This window comes from Tateyamaria sp., assembly GCF_059783535.1.
In genome coordinates, this window is record NZ_JBYNDP010000102.1 from 1 (window position 1) to 13,489 (window position 13,489).

At 59.1% G+C, this 13,489-nt stretch carries 15 protein-coding genes and 1 tRNA gene; 5 read left to right on the forward strand and 11 right to left on the reverse strand.

The genetic code is table 11. The annotated features are described in order from the left end of the window. From AC6RA8_RS16705 to AC6RA8_RS16720, 4 genes are all read right to left on the reverse strand, one after another. On the reverse strand, positions 1 to 217 hold a 217-nt coding region (locus AC6RA8_RS16705; RefSeq protein ID WP_500354121.1), incomplete at its 3' end, for a glyoxalase superfamily protein. A gap of 230 nt (positions 218 to 447) precedes the next feature. Further along, positions 448 to 1,191: a lytic murein transglycosylase gene (locus AC6RA8_RS16710; RefSeq protein WP_500354142.1), complete on the reverse strand. Its 744-nt coding sequence runs from the start codon at positions 1,189 to 1,191 to the stop codon at positions 448 to 450. A gap of 581 nt (positions 1,192 to 1,772) precedes the next feature. Beyond that, positions 1,773 to 3,176, reverse strand: a complete 1,404-nt coding sequence (gene glnA / locus AC6RA8_RS16715) for a type I glutamate--ammonia ligase (protein WP_500354122.1) — start codon at positions 3,174 to 3,176, stop codon at positions 1,773 to 1,775. A 32-nt stretch (positions 3,177 to 3,208) separates the two neighbouring features. Beyond that, the gene (locus AC6RA8_RS16720; protein ID WP_500354124.1) at positions 3,209 to 3,547 is read right to left on the reverse strand and encodes a P-II family nitrogen regulator; all 339 of its coding nucleotides are present in this window, start codon (positions 3,545 to 3,547) and stop codon (positions 3,209 to 3,211) included. A gap of 173 nt (positions 3,548 to 3,720) precedes the next feature. Between AC6RA8_RS16720 and AC6RA8_RS16725 the strand changes: the two genes are divergently transcribed. Further along, the gene (locus tag AC6RA8_RS16725; protein ID WP_500354126.1) at positions 3,721 to 5,289 is read left to right on the forward strand and encodes an NAD(P)H-hydrate dehydratase; all 1,569 of its coding nucleotides are present in this window, start codon (positions 3,721 to 3,723) and stop codon (positions 5,287 to 5,289) included. Here the strand turns inward: AC6RA8_RS16725 and AC6RA8_RS16730 are convergent. Beyond that, positions 5,286 to 5,789, reverse strand: coding sequence for a Hint domain-containing protein (locus AC6RA8_RS16730; RefSeq protein WP_500354128.1), 504 nt, complete (start codon positions 5,787 to 5,789; stop codon positions 5,286 to 5,288). The genes AC6RA8_RS16725 and AC6RA8_RS16730 overlap by 4 nt on opposite strands. 127 nt (positions 5,790 to 5,916) lie before the next feature. Here AC6RA8_RS16730 and AC6RA8_RS16735 point away from each other — a divergent pair. Next, positions 5,917 to 6,001, forward strand: a tRNA-Leu gene (locus tag AC6RA8_RS16735). A gap of 199 nt (positions 6,002 to 6,200) precedes the next feature. After that, positions 6,201 to 7,535 carry a trigger factor gene (gene tig, locus AC6RA8_RS16740; RefSeq protein ID WP_500354129.1) on the forward strand — a complete coding sequence of 445 codons (1,335 nt, stop codon included), beginning with the start codon at positions 6,201 to 6,203 and terminating at the stop codon, positions 7,533 to 7,535. Positions 7,536 to 7,770: 235 nt separating this feature from the next. On the opposite strand, the gene AC6RA8_RS16745 is transcribed toward tig, so the two are convergent. Then, positions 7,771 to 8,670, reverse strand: coding sequence for a LysR family transcriptional regulator (locus AC6RA8_RS16745; protein ID WP_500354131.1), 900 nt, complete (start codon positions 8,668 to 8,670; stop codon positions 7,771 to 7,773). Positions 8,671 to 8,796: 126 nt separating this feature from the next. Between AC6RA8_RS16745 and AC6RA8_RS16750 the strand changes: the two genes are divergently transcribed. Then, positions 8,797 to 9,954 carry a TauD/TfdA family dioxygenase gene (locus AC6RA8_RS16750; RefSeq protein ID WP_500354133.1) on the forward strand — a complete coding sequence of 386 codons (1,158 nt, stop codon included), beginning with the start codon at positions 8,797 to 8,799 and terminating at the stop codon, positions 9,952 to 9,954. Further along, positions 9,951 to 10,901, forward strand: coding sequence for a DMT family transporter (locus AC6RA8_RS16755; RefSeq protein ID WP_500354135.1), 951 nt, complete (start codon positions 9,951 to 9,953; stop codon positions 10,899 to 10,901). Before AC6RA8_RS16750 ends, AC6RA8_RS16755 begins: the two co-directional genes overlap by 4 nt. A gap of 92 nt (positions 10,902 to 10,993) precedes the next feature. On the opposite strand, the gene AC6RA8_RS16760 is transcribed toward AC6RA8_RS16755, so the two are convergent. The 5 genes from AC6RA8_RS16760 to rpsF all read right to left on the reverse strand — a co-directional run bounded on the left by AC6RA8_RS16760 (position 10,994) and on the right by rpsF (position 13,484). Further along, the gene (locus AC6RA8_RS16760; RefSeq protein ID WP_500354137.1) at positions 10,994 to 11,410 is read right to left on the reverse strand and encodes a VOC family protein; all 417 of its coding nucleotides are present in this window, start codon (positions 11,408 to 11,410) and stop codon (positions 10,994 to 10,996) included. Positions 11,411 to 11,567: 157 nt separating this feature from the next. Beyond that, the gene (locus AC6RA8_RS16765) at positions 11,568 to 12,131 is read right to left on the reverse strand and encodes a DUF4329 domain-containing protein (RefSeq protein ID WP_500354138.1); all 564 of its coding nucleotides are present in this window, start codon (positions 12,129 to 12,131) and stop codon (positions 11,568 to 11,570) included. 103 nt (positions 12,132 to 12,234) lie between these two features. Then, complete coding sequence (rplI, locus tag AC6RA8_RS16770) at positions 12,235 to 12,873, reverse strand: 50S ribosomal protein L9 (RefSeq protein ID WP_500354140.1); 639 nt, start codon at positions 12,871 to 12,873, stop codon at positions 12,235 to 12,237. A 12-nt stretch (positions 12,874 to 12,885) separates the two neighbouring features. Continuing rightward, on the reverse strand, positions 12,886 to 13,113 hold the full coding sequence (rpsR, locus tag AC6RA8_RS16775) for a 30S ribosomal protein S18 (RefSeq protein WP_005608650.1): 228 nt from the start codon (positions 13,111 to 13,113) through the stop codon (positions 12,886 to 12,888). A gap of 17 nt (positions 13,114 to 13,130) precedes the next feature. Further along, on the reverse strand, positions 13,131 to 13,484 hold the full coding sequence (gene rpsF, locus AC6RA8_RS16780; protein WP_500354144.1) for a 30S ribosomal protein S6: 354 nt from the start codon (positions 13,482 to 13,484) through the stop codon (positions 13,131 to 13,133). Between the last annotated feature and the right edge of the window lie 5 nt (positions 13,485 to 13,489).

A 13,489-nucleotide genomic window follows, 5' to 3' on the forward strand; every position in this document is an offset into this window, starting at 1 on the left:
GATAGCGGCCGGACACACGTTGTCCGGGGTGATAGCTGTGTTGGCTTTCGTCCTGAGCCCGCGCGTGCAGCGTGTTCCAATCGCGCGCACCCCATTGCCGCGCCACTGTTTCCAGCGCCTGAGAATGGGTACAAGGGGTGCCAGCATCGTTCATGGCCGCGCGCAATCGCTTGGCTTGCGCCTTCAAAGCGGCGCGTGAGGGAAGGGGGATGTCCATATCCGTCTCCGTTCTCCGGTCGCGTGATCTGGGCAGTTGGGTCTCCGCATTGCCATGCCCGCAACCGAAATTGGGGTCGGATCGTCAGGCTTCACCAAAACGCGGAGGGCAGGGGCCTGAACCCTATATCCGACCATCTATGATGTGGCTGCCGCAATGACAAGCGGATTGAGCAGCTTCGTATCGATAGAGCGTTGCAGTGTTGCCAGGCACGACGCCCTGCGCGCACGTCACCCGTCGATGCGCGCGCCCATGATTGCGATGGCCTGTTGATAGACGGTTGCCGCGTTCCACTGCTTGATGACTGCGAAATTCGGCTGGCCTTGCTGATAACCCTGACCCGCTTTCCAACCTTTCTGCCGAAGGAAGTTGGCGGTCGAGGCCAGAGCATCGGTCTGGTTATACAGGTCCACGCGTCCGTCCCCATTCGCGTCCACACCGTATTTTAGAGCATTACCGGGCAAGAACTGCGTGTGCCCCAACTCGCCATGCTTGGCCCCCTTTGTGGTCCCCGTGATCGATCCTTGATCCACCAGCTTCAACGCGCCAATGGCATGTGGTGCGAAAAAGTCCGAACGACGGCAATCATAGGTCAGCGTAACAATGGCTGAAACGACCGAGCTGTCACCCATAAACCCACCAAACGCAGTCTCCATCCCGTGGATGGCAATCAGAACACCAGACGGCACGCCATATTGCCGTTCGAGCGCTGCATAGAAATCGGGGTTGCGGGCTTTGCGCTTGCGCCCTTGGGCAACGATTGTATCTGCGCCACGGACCTGCATGAATTTATCAAGCGAGTACCGGAATGACTTTTGATTGCGATCTGCGGCGATCGTGCGCGTCGCATATTGTGCATTTGCAAGAGCTTGCAGCCCTGATGATCGCACGCCGGCTTTTCGCGCGTCATTCGCAAAGCTGGTCTTCCAATTTTCGAAACCGGCTGATGTGTTTCCGCACTGGGCCAACGCCATTCCCGTGCCAGCTGTCAGAATGAGTCCTGCGGCAAATAGGCTGCGCGCACGCTGTTTGAAAGGCATGTTAGCTCTCCTGCAAAACGCGTGCAGGGTAACCTGCACGCGCCTGGTTTTCAAAATCAACCTTGTTGGGTGTTTAGGCGACGTGCGTCAGGATCGGGTGCAACCCCATAATGGCGGATGCTGCAATACAGACGCGCAAGCAAAACTGTGTCGTGGTCATAATATGTTCACCTGGGTAAAATAGCTCTGTAATGCTGACATAGTCCCGACTGCAGATAGGGGATGCAAGTAAGGAATTCAGGACCTTGGAGCGTCCGAGATGTCATATGAGCAAGTCATCGCCGATCTTGGCGTGATGCAGTACCACGTGGCGGGCCGACGGTCGTTGAACCATGATGCGGCATGCAATTTTTGCTGAAATGTACCGCCCAAGGCTGCGCGCCATCATGGATCAAATATGCCGAAAACAAAATGGTTCCTGGGCAACGTGACGGGTCTCCGCGGCCTGGCTCCGTGCACGACAAAGGGGCGCCATTGCGGACGCCCCTTCAAAGTCTTTTTGATCGACTAGCTGCTTAGCAGCTGTAGTACATGCCGAACTCAACCGGGTGCGGTGTGTGCTCGTATGTTTCGATCTCTTCCATCTTCAGCGCGATATAGCCTTCGATCTGGTCCTTGGTGAACACGTCACCGGCCAGCAGGAAGTCCATGTCGGCTTCCAGCTCTTCCATCGCTTCGCGCAGGCTTCCGCAAACGGTCGGGATGCCGGCCAGCTCTTCTGGTGGCAGGTCGTACAAGTCCTTGTCCGAAGGCTCGCCCGGATGGATCTTGTTCTGGATACCGTCGAGGCCAGCCATCAGCAGGGCTGCGAAGCACAGGTAGGGGTTGGCCGACGGATCGGGGAAGCGGGCCTCGACCCGCTTGGCTTTGGGCGACTCGGTCCATGGGATCCGGACGCAGCCCGAACGGTTCCGGGCCGAGTAGGCGCGCAGCACTGGGGCCTCAAAACCGGGGATCAGACGCTTGTAGCTGTTGGTCGACGGGTTGGTGAAGGCGTTCAGCGCTTTCGCGTGCTTCAGGATGCCGCCGATGAAGTACAGGGCTTCGTCGGACAGGTCAGCATACTTGTCGCCAGCGAACAGGGGCTTGCCGTCTTTCCAGATCGACATGTTGCAGTGCATGCCGGTGCCGTTGTCGCCCGCGATGGGTTTCGGCATGAACGTGGCCGACTTGCCGTAGGCGGCAGCGACGTTGTGGATGACATACTTGTATTTCTGCAGCTCATCGGCCTGCTTGGTCAGGCTGTCAAAGATCAGGCCCAGCTCATGCTGACAGGACGCCACCTCGTGGTGGTGCTTGTCGACCTTCATGCCCAGACGCTTCATGGTGGACAGCATCTCGGAGCGCAGGTCTTGGCTTTCGTCTGTTGGGTTCACGGGGAAGTAGCCGCCCTTGACGCCGGGGCGGTGACCCATGTTGCCCATCTCGTACTCGGTGTCCGTGTTCCAGGATGCGTCTGTTGCATCAACTTCGTAGGATACCTTGTTGATCGAGTTCGAGAAACGCACGTCGTCGAACAGGAAGAACTCAGCTTCTGGGCCGAAGAAGGCAGTGTCGCCGATGCCAGAGGATTTCAGGTAGGCTTCCGCTTTTTCCGCTGTGCCGCGCGGGTCACGATCATAGGCTTCGCCGGTGTCGGGCTCGACCACCGAGCAGTGCACGCAGATGGTTTTTTCGGCATAGAACGGATCGACATAGGCGCTGGCCTGGTCGGGCATCAGCTTCATGTCGGAGGCTTCGATCGATTTCCAGCCCGCGATGGACGAGCCGTCGAACATAAAGCCTTCTTCGAGGAAGTCTTCATCGACCTGGTCGGCCATGACGGTCACGTGCTGCAGCTTGCCACGTGGGTCTGTGAAGCGGATGTCGACGTACTCGGCGCCTTCTTCCTTGATGAGATCGAGAACGGGGTTGGCCATTCCTATTGGTCCTTCCTGTCTTTGGGTAGAGTTTAGAGCGCGTCCGAGCCGGTCTCGCCGGTACGGATGCGAATGGTTTGTTCGATGGGTGATACGAAAATCTTGCCGTCACCGATTTTCTCGGTCTTGGCAGCGTCGACGATGGCGGCAATGGCGACATCTACCTGATCATCGTCCAGCACGACCTCGACTTTCACCTTGGGCAGAAAGTCGACAACATATTCAGCGCCACGGTAGAGCTCTGTGTGGCCTTTTTGGCGACCAAATCCCTTGACCTCGATCACCGACAGACCCTGAACACCGACCTCTTGCAGTGCTTCTTTGACTTCATCAAGCTTGAATGGCTTGATGATAGCTTCGATCTTTTTCATGGGGCTGCCTCCCTTTGTCGCGCCTTGTGTTGGCGGTGGACCACTTGTGGTTTGGGGCGTCCATGGCATGCTGTAGAGATTGGGCGTGATGAGACGCGATTGTGAGGCGTGCGCCCTCAAACTATGCAACGTGCACAAATTTTATGCATTTTGAAAACTTTGAGGATTTGCGCATGACCGAGCTACTGACGGCGGCCCAGATGCGGGCAATTGAACAGGCCGCAATTGAGTCGGGAGACGTGACTGGCCTCGAGCTGATGGAGCGCGCCGGAGCCGGCGTGGTTGAGGCTGTCTTCGAGGAATGGCCGGAACTGAGTGAGGGCGCGCGCCGGGCTGTGGTTCTTTGCGGGCCGGGCAATAACGGTGGCGACGGGTTCGTCGTGGCGCGATTGCTGGCTGACCGAGGCTGGACGGTTGATGTGTTCCTCTACGGCGACCCAGAAGAGCTTCCACCGGATGCAAAAACCAATTGCGAGCGGTGGCGCGAGGTGGGCCAGATATCCGACATGCGCGAAATGAGCGCCCCGTTCGAAACCATGGATCTGTTTGTGGATGGCGGGTTCGGAACCGGACTAAGGCGTGCCTTGCCTGCTGAATTCCAGGATGTGTTCCAATGGCAGGTGCTGCAGCTTGCGGACCGTATGTTCAGCAGGAACGTCGCCATCGATGTGCCTTCCGGGATCTGTTCCGACAGTGGCAAACAGATCGGTCCCGTTTCTTTGGTCGCCGACTTGATCGTCACATTTCATCGCGCCAAAGTTGGCGTTTACATGAACCTCCCCTTCACGCCGGACGTCGTCCGGGTCAAGCCCATTGGACTGAACGAGACCCTGCCAGCCGAGGTCGCAGACGCGCAATTGGTCCGCCTCGTGGACGTTGCCGAAATCGATCGTGCGAACGTCAAAAAGCATAGGTTCCAGCACAAGTTCGACCACGGGCATGCTCTGATCCTGACCGGGGGCGCAGGGCGAACCGGGGCCGCGCGTCTGGCCGCCCGTGGTGCATTGCGGATTGGTGCGGGTCTGGTGACATTGGGTGTGCCGCCGTCTGCGCAAATGGAGGTGGCGTCACAGATCACGGCCTTGATGCTCACTCGCGTAAGCGACCCACATGCGTTAAGCGCCATACTGGAAGATCAACGTATAAATGCACTCTGTCTTGGGCCCGGTCTCGGGCTGCATGATCCAGCGGCCGCACTACTGGATGCTATACTGAATGAGGGACATCTTCGTTTCACGCGCCGGGTGGTCTTTGACGCCGATAGCCTGACGCTCATTGCCCAGAACGCCGCGCGAATGGAGGCTTTGAACGAGAATGCGGTTCTCACCCCACATGGCGGGGAGTTCGCGCGCCTTTTTCCCGACATTGCAGAAGGACTGAAGGCAACGCCGGATCAGGGACCGGCCTATTCGAAAGCGGATGCGACGCGGCACGCCGCGGCACGGTGCGGTGCGGTGGTTGTGTTCAAAGGACATAACACGGTGATCGCTCACCCCGACGGGCGTTGTTCCGTCCATGCGGGGGCCTATGGCCGTGAAGCACCGTGGCTGGCCACAGCCGGGGCGGGGGACGTCTTGGCCGGGTTCATCACGGGCCTGCTGGCCCGCGGGCTTGAACCAATGGCCGCAGCCGGAACGGCGGCATGGTTGCATGCCGAATGCGCGCGCAGGTTCGGCCCGGGCCTGATCGCCGAGGATCTGCCCGAGATGTTACCGCAAGTGTTGCGTGACTTGGGCGTTTAGGCTGCTGCGGCACCCGCCACGGTCATCGCCGGTACCGACAGTTCCAGTCCATCGGCATAAATGATGTGGGGTGCTTCGAAACCAAGCCGTACCAATGTCATTTCGCGTGGGCCCAGCGACGTGATGAACTCGTTGTCGATCAGGCACCCGGCTGGCATCACCGCTTGCGCTGCCCCGCGCAAGGCCTTGGCGCGCCAGTCGCGCACAAGCACCATCTGAGCGGCGGGTATGATGACACTGTGGGTGGGCTTGGTGTCACCCAGCGCTCCCGCGGCGATCTTCACCGCCTCGTCGGTTGTGCGATAGGACTGGCTTGCGTTCAGTGGCGCAAGGCCCGCGTTCCGCGTGATGATCCTGTCACCAGCCGAGAGATACTCAACCGGAATTTCACCGTCCGCTGTAAGGATAAGGGTGCCGGACACAAGCCCGACATGTGCAATATCAATGCGCAAAGGGGGCATCGTTGCGCCCGTTTCGCGCCCGACCGTATTCGGTTTCATGGCGTCTCTTTCTGTAACCTGCCTCTAGGTTACGGTCACAATACCTGAACACGCCCTTAATGTCGCGTTGTTTTTGCGCAAATACGTCTCGCATCCTTTCAATTGCTTTGCTAAAGGGGCCGGAGTTGCGGGCGTGGCGGAATTGGTAGACGCACCAGATTTAGGTTCTGGCGCCGCAAGGTGTGGGAGTTCGAGTCTCCCCGCCCGCACCAAGAAAGATGCTGTGAAGCTGCCTTATGGCGGCTCACAGGAGTTGCAGGTCCTTGCAGATCAATCCGGGCAGCGCGTCCAATTCATCCAATTTCACGTGACATGCGCCAATCCCCTTGCACACCGCATCCGCGCTGCATAGAAGGGCGCGAATTTCCGATCAGCCCCCATGGACGGGGCTTTAATGCTATGGGAGCACACATGCAGGTCACCGAGACGCTGAACGAAGGGCTGAAACGCGGCTATGCCATCACCGTGACCGCCGCCGAACTGGACGACAAGGTCAACGAGAAACTGACCGAGGCACAGCCCGAAGTCGAGATGAAGGGCTTTCGCAAGGGCAAGGTGCCCATGGCCCTGTTGAAAAAGCAGTTTGGCCAGCGTCTGATGGGCGAAGCGATGCAGGAAAGCATCGACGGCGCCATGAACAAGCACTTTGAAGACAGCGGCGATCGCCCCGCATTGCAGCCTGAGGTCAAGATGACCAACGAGGACTGGAAAGAAGGCGACGACGTACATGTCGAAATGTCCTACGAAGCGCTGCCCGAGATCCCCGAGGTTGACCTTGGCAAGATCAAGCTGGAGCGTCTGGTGGTGAAGGCTGACGACGCCGCGGTCGAAGAAACCCTTGGGTCGCTGGCTGAAAACGCGCAGGACTTCAAAGCGCGCAAGAAAGGCTCCAAGGCCAAAGACGGTGATCAGGTCGTCATGGACTTCCTCGGTAAGGTTGACGGTGAAGCGTTCGAGGGTGGCGCTGCCGAAGATTACCCTCTGGTGCTAGGCTCCAACTCCTTTATCCCCGGCTTCGAAGACCAACTGGTTGGCGCGAAGGCAGGCGAGGAAAAGGCCGTGACGGTCACGTTCCCCGAAGACTATCAGGCCGAGAACCTCAAAGGTAAAGAAGCGGTCTTTGACTGCACCATCAAAGAGGTCAAGGAACCCGTTGCGGCCGAGATCGACGATGAACTGGCCAAGAAATACGGTGCCGAGGATCTGGACGGTCTGAAATCACGGATCACCGAACAGCTGGAAAGCGAATATGGCGGCGCGGCACGCGCGGTCATGAAGCGTTCGCTGCTCGATCAACTGGACGACATCGTCAAATTCGATCTGCCGCCTTCGCTGGTGGACGCGGAAGCCAAGCAGATTGCGCACCAGCTGTGGCACGAGGAAAACCCAGACGTCGAAGGGCACGACCACCCCGAGATCGAAGCCACAGACGAGCACAATACGCTGGCCGAACGCCGTGTGCGCCTTGGCCTGCTGCTCGCCGAGCTGGGTCAGAAAGCCGAGGTCGAAGTGACCGATGCAGAGATGAGCCAAGCCATCATGCAGCAAGCGCGCCAATATCCGGGTCAGGAACGCCAGTTCTTTGAATTCGTGCAGCAGAACCAGCAGATGCAGCAGCAACTGCGCGCCCCGCTGTTCGAGGACAAAGTGGTTGACCACATCGTCGAAAACGCGTCGGTGAAGGACAAGGATGTCAGCAAGGACGACTTGCAAAAGGCCGTCGAAGCGCTGGAAGAAGAAGACTAAGGCATCGTCTTTCCTACAAGTATTTTGGGACTGCGCCACTTGGCGTGGCCCTTTTTCGTTTTGCGTGGGCGCAACAGTATCTTGTGGTGGCGGCCGGCCTTGCCGCCGCAATGATCGAGCATGATTGATGAACGCCCAAACGCGATCATGGTTCGGCTCAGGCACATATGTGCAGCGGCGCTGACCGGCGGTACGTTGGCGCCTGCCACACCGGAGAATGTAATCCGACGTCTGACTATGCTGCGGGCACGGCCAACATGGATTTCAGCCGCCTCTCAAGCATGTCACGGAAGGCGCGCAGGGTTGGCGAGGTCAACCTGCGATCCGGCATCACGATCGTCACATCCGCAGGGTTCGCTTGGGTCCAATCCGGCAGGATTTCCACCAGCGCGCCCTCGGCAAGCGCCCCCTGAACGTCCCAATAGGATTTGAGCGCCACACCAAGTCCCGCAACACACATCGTCCGAACGATATCGCCAGAGACGCATTTGAGCCGTGCCCGCGGCTTGGCAAGGTAGGTGCGACCGCCAGGGCCCAGCAGTCGCCAAGAGGGCGCATCTCCCAAAAGCAACCCATCGCAACCGTCTAAATCTTCGACGGCTGTTATCGGTCCGCGCTGTTCGAGGTAAGTAGGGGCGGCCACAAGGGCTCTGCGATTGTTGGCGATCCGGCGAATGATGTGATGGTTCTCCGAAGTGCCTCCGATCCGAACGGCCAGATCAATGCGCCCGCGGTCCAGATCCTGAACGGCGTCGGTCAGATGCAAGTCAATTGATACGGCTGGATGTGTTTCAAGGAACGAACCGACGATCGGCGCGATGCAAACCTCGCCCAACCGGGAAGGCGCCGACACCACGATGTGGCCCCCAAGCTGGTCGTTTTCATCGTGGCGCTCGGCAAAGGCTGCGGCAGCAGCGGTCAGTTCCCGTGCGTCCACCAGTTTGCGCGCACCAGCAGCCGTGAGGAAAAGCCCCGTGGGTGCGCGGTTGAACAACCGTTCACCAACATGGGCTTCCAGCCGATCCAGACGGCGCGCGATGCTCGACGCGGCCTGCGATCTTTGACGGCCCACAGCCGAAAAGCTGCCAAGCTCGGCAAGATCCTGCATGAGTTCCAAGTCACCGATGAGGTCCACGGACCCTCTCTTTCGCGATCTGCAAGGTTTTGCGTTTTACGCAAAGGAGGTTCGCATAAACCACATCTTCTGAAAAGCCCGAGGTGCTCCAATTCTATGGGTACAGCTCAACAAAGGAGGTTTCCAATGGGTAAGCACGACACGCACTTCTCCTCACCAAGCGTCATCGCCACAGACCTGAACACGGATCATCTGACCGTCCATTGGGCCAAGGGCGGCATGTCGCGGTTCCACTATCAGTGGCTGCGCGACAATTGCCGCTCGGATCAGCGGTTCGACATCAACACGCGGGAACGCAAGGCATTGACCGAAACCATTCCTGCCAACCTGGGCGCCAAACAGGTCGAGATCACGAACAGCGGGCTTCATATCAAGTGGACGGATGACGACACCGACAGTGTCTTTGACCCCGCATGGCTGGCCAAAAATGCTTATGATCTGCCCGGCGCCACATCTCGGGTCAAACCCCAGCCCTGGGGTGCAGAGTATACCCAAAAACTGCGCTGCTTTTCCTACCGGGACGTGATGAACGATCCGCACGCGGCAGCCGCGATGATCGCCGATTTCCAACGCTTCGGTCTGGTGCGCATGGAAGATGTGCCAACGGAACAGGGCGAGGTGGAGCGCTTTGCCGAGCATTTGGCCTACGTCCGAGAGATCGCATTCGATCGGGTCGCCAACATTCGGGTCAGCGTCGATCCCTACACGCTGGGCTTTACCAATGCCGCATTGCCGCTTCACACGGATTGTTCGGGCTACTCATGGCCGCCAAACGTGATGGTGTTCCACTGCCTGCAGAACGATGTGGCAGGCGGTGCATCTCAATATGTCGATGGCGCGCAGGTCGTGGCGCAACTGCGCGATGAAAACCCCGAGGCGCTCGACATTCTGACCAAGCATGACGTGGAGTTCCGGCTGTGGTCCGGGAAAGCAGACACGCTGTCCCAATTCCCGCCGGTGATCCTGAACGATGCGGGGGAATTGGCCATCCTGCGCTATGCCAACTGGACAGTGCAGCCGTTGCGCACGGTGCCCTTTGATCTGGTGCCACAATGGTATGATGCCTGGCGCGCCTTGGCCGCGCGAGTGAATGCGCCTGAAAACCGCCTGTCTTACCGGTGCGAGCCGGGTGAAATCCTGCTGATCAACAATCACCGCGTGCTGCACGGGCGGGACGCCTTCGATGACGGGGAAGGCGTTCGGCATTTCCAACAGGTCTATATGGAGTTGGACGATCTGGCGGGATTCCAGCGCATTGTCGAAGGGCAAGGGGGCGCGAGATGAGCTCGCGCATGATGGGTGTCCCTGTCCTGTGCACGCTCTTTGTCGTGCTTTGGAGTTCAGGGTTTGTCGGGGCCAAATTTGGCCTCGACTACGCAGGAACATTCACGATCCTGTTTTGGCGTTACCTCCTGGTTGTGGTGATCCTGGGCGTTCTGGTCAGCATCCTGCGGCAATGGCAACGGATGCCACGCAGGGTGGTCGCAAGGCATATGGTCGTCGGTGCATTGGCGCATGCGGGATGGCTGGCTGCGGTGCTGGGTGCGATTGATCTGGGCTTGTCCGCAGGGCTGGCGGCGTTCATCACGGCATTGCAGCCGATCATGACCGGCGCGCTCTCCGCCCGGATGACCGGAGAACGGGTCGCCACGCGCGAATGGCTTGGTTTGGGCCTGGGTCTTGTGGCGGTGGCCATCGTGATCGGGGATGGTATCGCACTCGGTGGTGCTTTGCTGGCCTATGCCTTGCCATTTCTTGCGGTGATCTCGATCACCATCGCGTCGCTTGTGGACCGCAGCGCGACCGTCAGCAACGAAAACGAGGCACCTCTGGTGCTGGTGACCTTCCTGCATTGCCTCGCATCTCTGTTGGTCTTGGCGCCTTTAGCGGTCGGTATCGAAGGGCTGCAGGCCGAATGGAATGGCAATCTGGTGTTTGCCATCGTGTGGCTGGCCGTCGTCGTCTCGTTGGCGGCATACGGTCTGATGTTTGTCCTGCTGCGCCGGATGCCAGCTCCGCGTGTGGCCAGTCTGACCTACCTGTCACCTCCGGTAACGATGGTAATGGCGTGGCTGCTTTTCGGCGAGACGCTTACATTTGCCGGTGTCATCGGCTTGGGTGTTGCCGCTCTGTCAGTCGGTCTGACCTTGTCAGCGAAGCGCCCTCGGCAAGATGACAGTGCGTGCGAGGTTCCGCCGCACGCCCGGCGCGACGCAATCCCTGCAGAGTAGGGATGCTGGTTTTGGACAAGGGTCGTGGCGGAGTGCAACAGAACGCGCCGCCACGATCCACAAATACCCACCAGCGAGGCGTTAAACCCGCGCTATCCGTCGCGTCTCGGCTCGTCCGGGTTGCTGGAAAACAATGCGATTTTGTTGCCCTGCGGATCGCGAAGATAGGCGACATAGAAATTTGGCCCATAAATCGCACGGAAACCCGGCGGCCCGTCGTCAGAACCGCCAGCGGCAACTGCTGCCGCGTGAAGGTCGCGCACTTGCTTTTGATCGCGCGCCTCGAAGGCCACCATCGTCCCGTTCCCGGCCGTGGCTGACCCTCCATCGAATGGTGATTTGACGTAAAACTCCGGCGACACCGGAGACTGGCCCGGAGGCACAGGCAGCGCGTAACTCAGATCTCCATGATACTCCTCCAGCCGGTACCCGAGGGCCGGCAGGAACGCAGAATAAAAACGTTCGGCAAGAGCGATGTCGTCAACACCAACAGTGATGTAGGCAATCATACTGCATGATCCTTGTTCCGGAGTTTGGCCGTAGGCGCGACTTTACCACCTTTTTGGCGTGCCATCACACTGTGCGGATTAATAGCGAAAACGCAAAGCGCCACGTGACCGTCCTATCTTGATCCTGTGTGTTCCCCAATGCCGCAAAAGCCGCGCCTCAGAACCAGCTCAAATCCTGCAACGAATATCGCGACCGCACCGGAAATTCCGGGTCTTCCTCAAAATCCGCATCACTCACCAGGCATCGCGCGCCACAGACAAGCCGGGCCTCTTTGGCCCGGGCATCCACATACCACAGACGACCGCCGGGCGTGGCGACATAGCCATCGGTGCCATCCTCGATGTCCGTTCGGATATCATCATAGGACGGAATCTCGGTCAGGTATTCTGGATCATAGGCTCCATGGGTGTGGTAGGAGGCCAGAACGGTAATGTTGGACCCGGCGGACAGAGGCGGCAGGCAGGTCGAGGTTCCGCCGCGGCGGGCGGTTGTCGCGACGTAGGCGCCACTGGCATCAACACCAATCAATCCACAATATTCGCGCCCCTCATCAATGGACTGTGCCTGGAGCCCGTTGAACAGGTCGGCGGCAAAGGCGATCTCGGCCTCTGTCTGAGGTTGGGGGCGGGGGGCCATGACAATTGTGGCAGGGTCGCCCCCCAGTTCTGCGTCATCACAGGCGGCAAGTGCAAACAGAACAAGGCATAGGCGTCGCAACATGCGCGCACCTTGGCGACGCAATTGGCAAACGTCAAACGGGGCAAGCAAAGAAAAAGCCGCGCGCCAACGGGACGCGGCTTGCGTGTTTCTATCCGAAGGCGGATCAGGCCTTGGGCTCTTCTTCCTCGGCAGGCGCTTCTTCGGTTGCGATGCCAGCGGATTCGGCCAGCTCTTCGTCTTCCGATGCGGCTGCACCGATGTCGTCGAACAGCTCCTGAATTTCGAACTCGGCAGCGGCTTCCTCTTCGGCGGCCAGCTCCTGGATCGATTTACCCGAGGCTTGCAACTCGGCTTCTTCTTCCGAGCGGGCCACGTTCAGCTGGATAACCACGTCGACTTCAGGGTGCAGGGTCACGTGCACGTCGTGCAGGCCCAGTTCCTTGATGGGGTTGGGGATCACAACCTGCTTGCGGTCAACGGTGAAACCTTCGGCGGTCGCCACGTCCGCGGCATCGCGGGGTGTGACAGAGCCATACAGGTTCCCACCGTCAGACGCCTGACGAATCACGATGAACTGCTGGCCATCCAGCTTTTCACCCAAAGCTTCGGCTTCTTTCTTGGTTTCCAGGTTGCGGGCTTCCAGCTGCGCTTTTTGCGACTCGAAGTCAGCGATGTTGGCGGGCGATGCTACCAGCGCTTTCTTCTGCAGCAGCAGGTAGTTGCGGGCGTAGCCGGGCTTGACGTCCACGACGTCGCCCATCTGTCCCAGCTTGGCCACACGTTCGAGAAGGATAACTTGCATGTCAGTCGCTCCTTATTTCACGGCGTAGGGCAGCAGGGCGAGGAAACGGGCGCGCTTGATGGCACGGGCCAGCTCGCGTTGTTTCTTGGCCGATACGGCGGTGATACGGGACGGCACGATTTTGCCACGCTCAGAGATGTAGCGTTGCAGCAGGCGCGTGTCCTTGTAGTCGATCTTGGGTGCGTTCTCGCCCGAGAAGGGGCACACTTTACGACGGCGGAAAAATGGTTTTGCAGCCATGGTTTAGCTCCCTTTCCTTAGCGGCGCTCGCGACGGCTGTCGCGTTCGTCACGTTTCTGCATCTGGATCGAGGGGCCTTCGGCGTGCTCGTCCACCTTGATCGTCAGAACGCGCATGACATCGTCGTGCAGACGCATCAGGCGCTCCATTTCCTGGATCGCAGGTGCCGGCGCATTGGTGCGCATATAGGCGTAGTGGCCCTTGCGGTTCTTGTTGATCTTGTAGGCCATCGTCTTCACACCCCAGTACTCGTTATCAACGAGGGTGCCGCCATTGTCGGCGAGGACGGTGCCAAAATGTTCGATGAGACCCTCGGCCTGTGTGTTCGACAGGTCCTGACGGGCAATCATCACATGCTCATAAAGAGGCATGGACT

Bases quoted from the DNA above. Each gene is read 5' to 3' on its own strand.
- AC6RA8_RS16710 (WP_500354142.1), bottom strand. From the start codon at position 1,191: ATGGCGTTGGCCCAGTGCGGAAACACATCAGCCGGTTTCGAAAATTGG.
- glnA (WP_500354122.1), bottom strand. From the start codon at position 3,176: ATGGCCAACCCCGTTCTCGATCTCATCAAGGAAGAAGGCGCCGAGTAC.
- AC6RA8_RS16720 (WP_500354124.1), bottom strand. From the start codon at position 3,547: ATGAAAAAGATCGAAGCTATCATCAAGCCATTCAAGCTTGATGAAGTC.
- AC6RA8_RS16725 (WP_500354126.1), top strand. From the start codon at position 3,721: ATGACCGAGCTACTGACGGCGGCCCAGATGCGGGCAATTGAACAGGCC.
- AC6RA8_RS16730 (WP_500354128.1), bottom strand. From the start codon at position 5,789: ATGAAACCGAATACGGTCGGGCGCGAAACGGGCGCAACGATGCCCCCT.
- tig (WP_500354129.1), top strand. From the start codon at position 6,201: ATGCAGGTCACCGAGACGCTGAACGAAGGGCTGAAACGCGGCTATGCC.
- AC6RA8_RS16750 (WP_500354133.1), top strand. From the start codon at position 8,797: ATGGGTAAGCACGACACGCACTTCTCCTCACCAAGCGTCATCGCCACA.
- AC6RA8_RS16755 (WP_500354135.1), top strand. From the start codon at position 9,951: ATGAGCTCGCGCATGATGGGTGTCCCTGTCCTGTGCACGCTCTTTGTC.
- AC6RA8_RS16760 (WP_500354137.1), bottom strand. From the start codon at position 11,410: ATGATTGCCTACATCACTGTTGGTGTTGACGACATCGCTCTTGCCGAA.
- AC6RA8_RS16765 (WP_500354138.1), bottom strand. From the start codon at position 12,131: ATGTTGCGACGCCTATGCCTTGTTCTGTTTGCACTTGCCGCCTGTGAT.
- rplI (WP_500354140.1), bottom strand. From the start codon at position 12,873: ATGCAAGTTATCCTTCTCGAACGTGTGGCCAAGCTGGGACAGATGGGC.
- rpsR (WP_005608650.1), bottom strand. From the start codon at position 13,113: ATGGCTGCAAAACCATTTTTCCGCCGTCGTAAAGTGTGCCCCTTCTCG.
- rpsF (WP_500354144.1), bottom strand. From the start codon at position 13,484: ATGCCTCTTTATGAGCATGTGATGATTGCCCGTCAGGACCTGTCGAAC.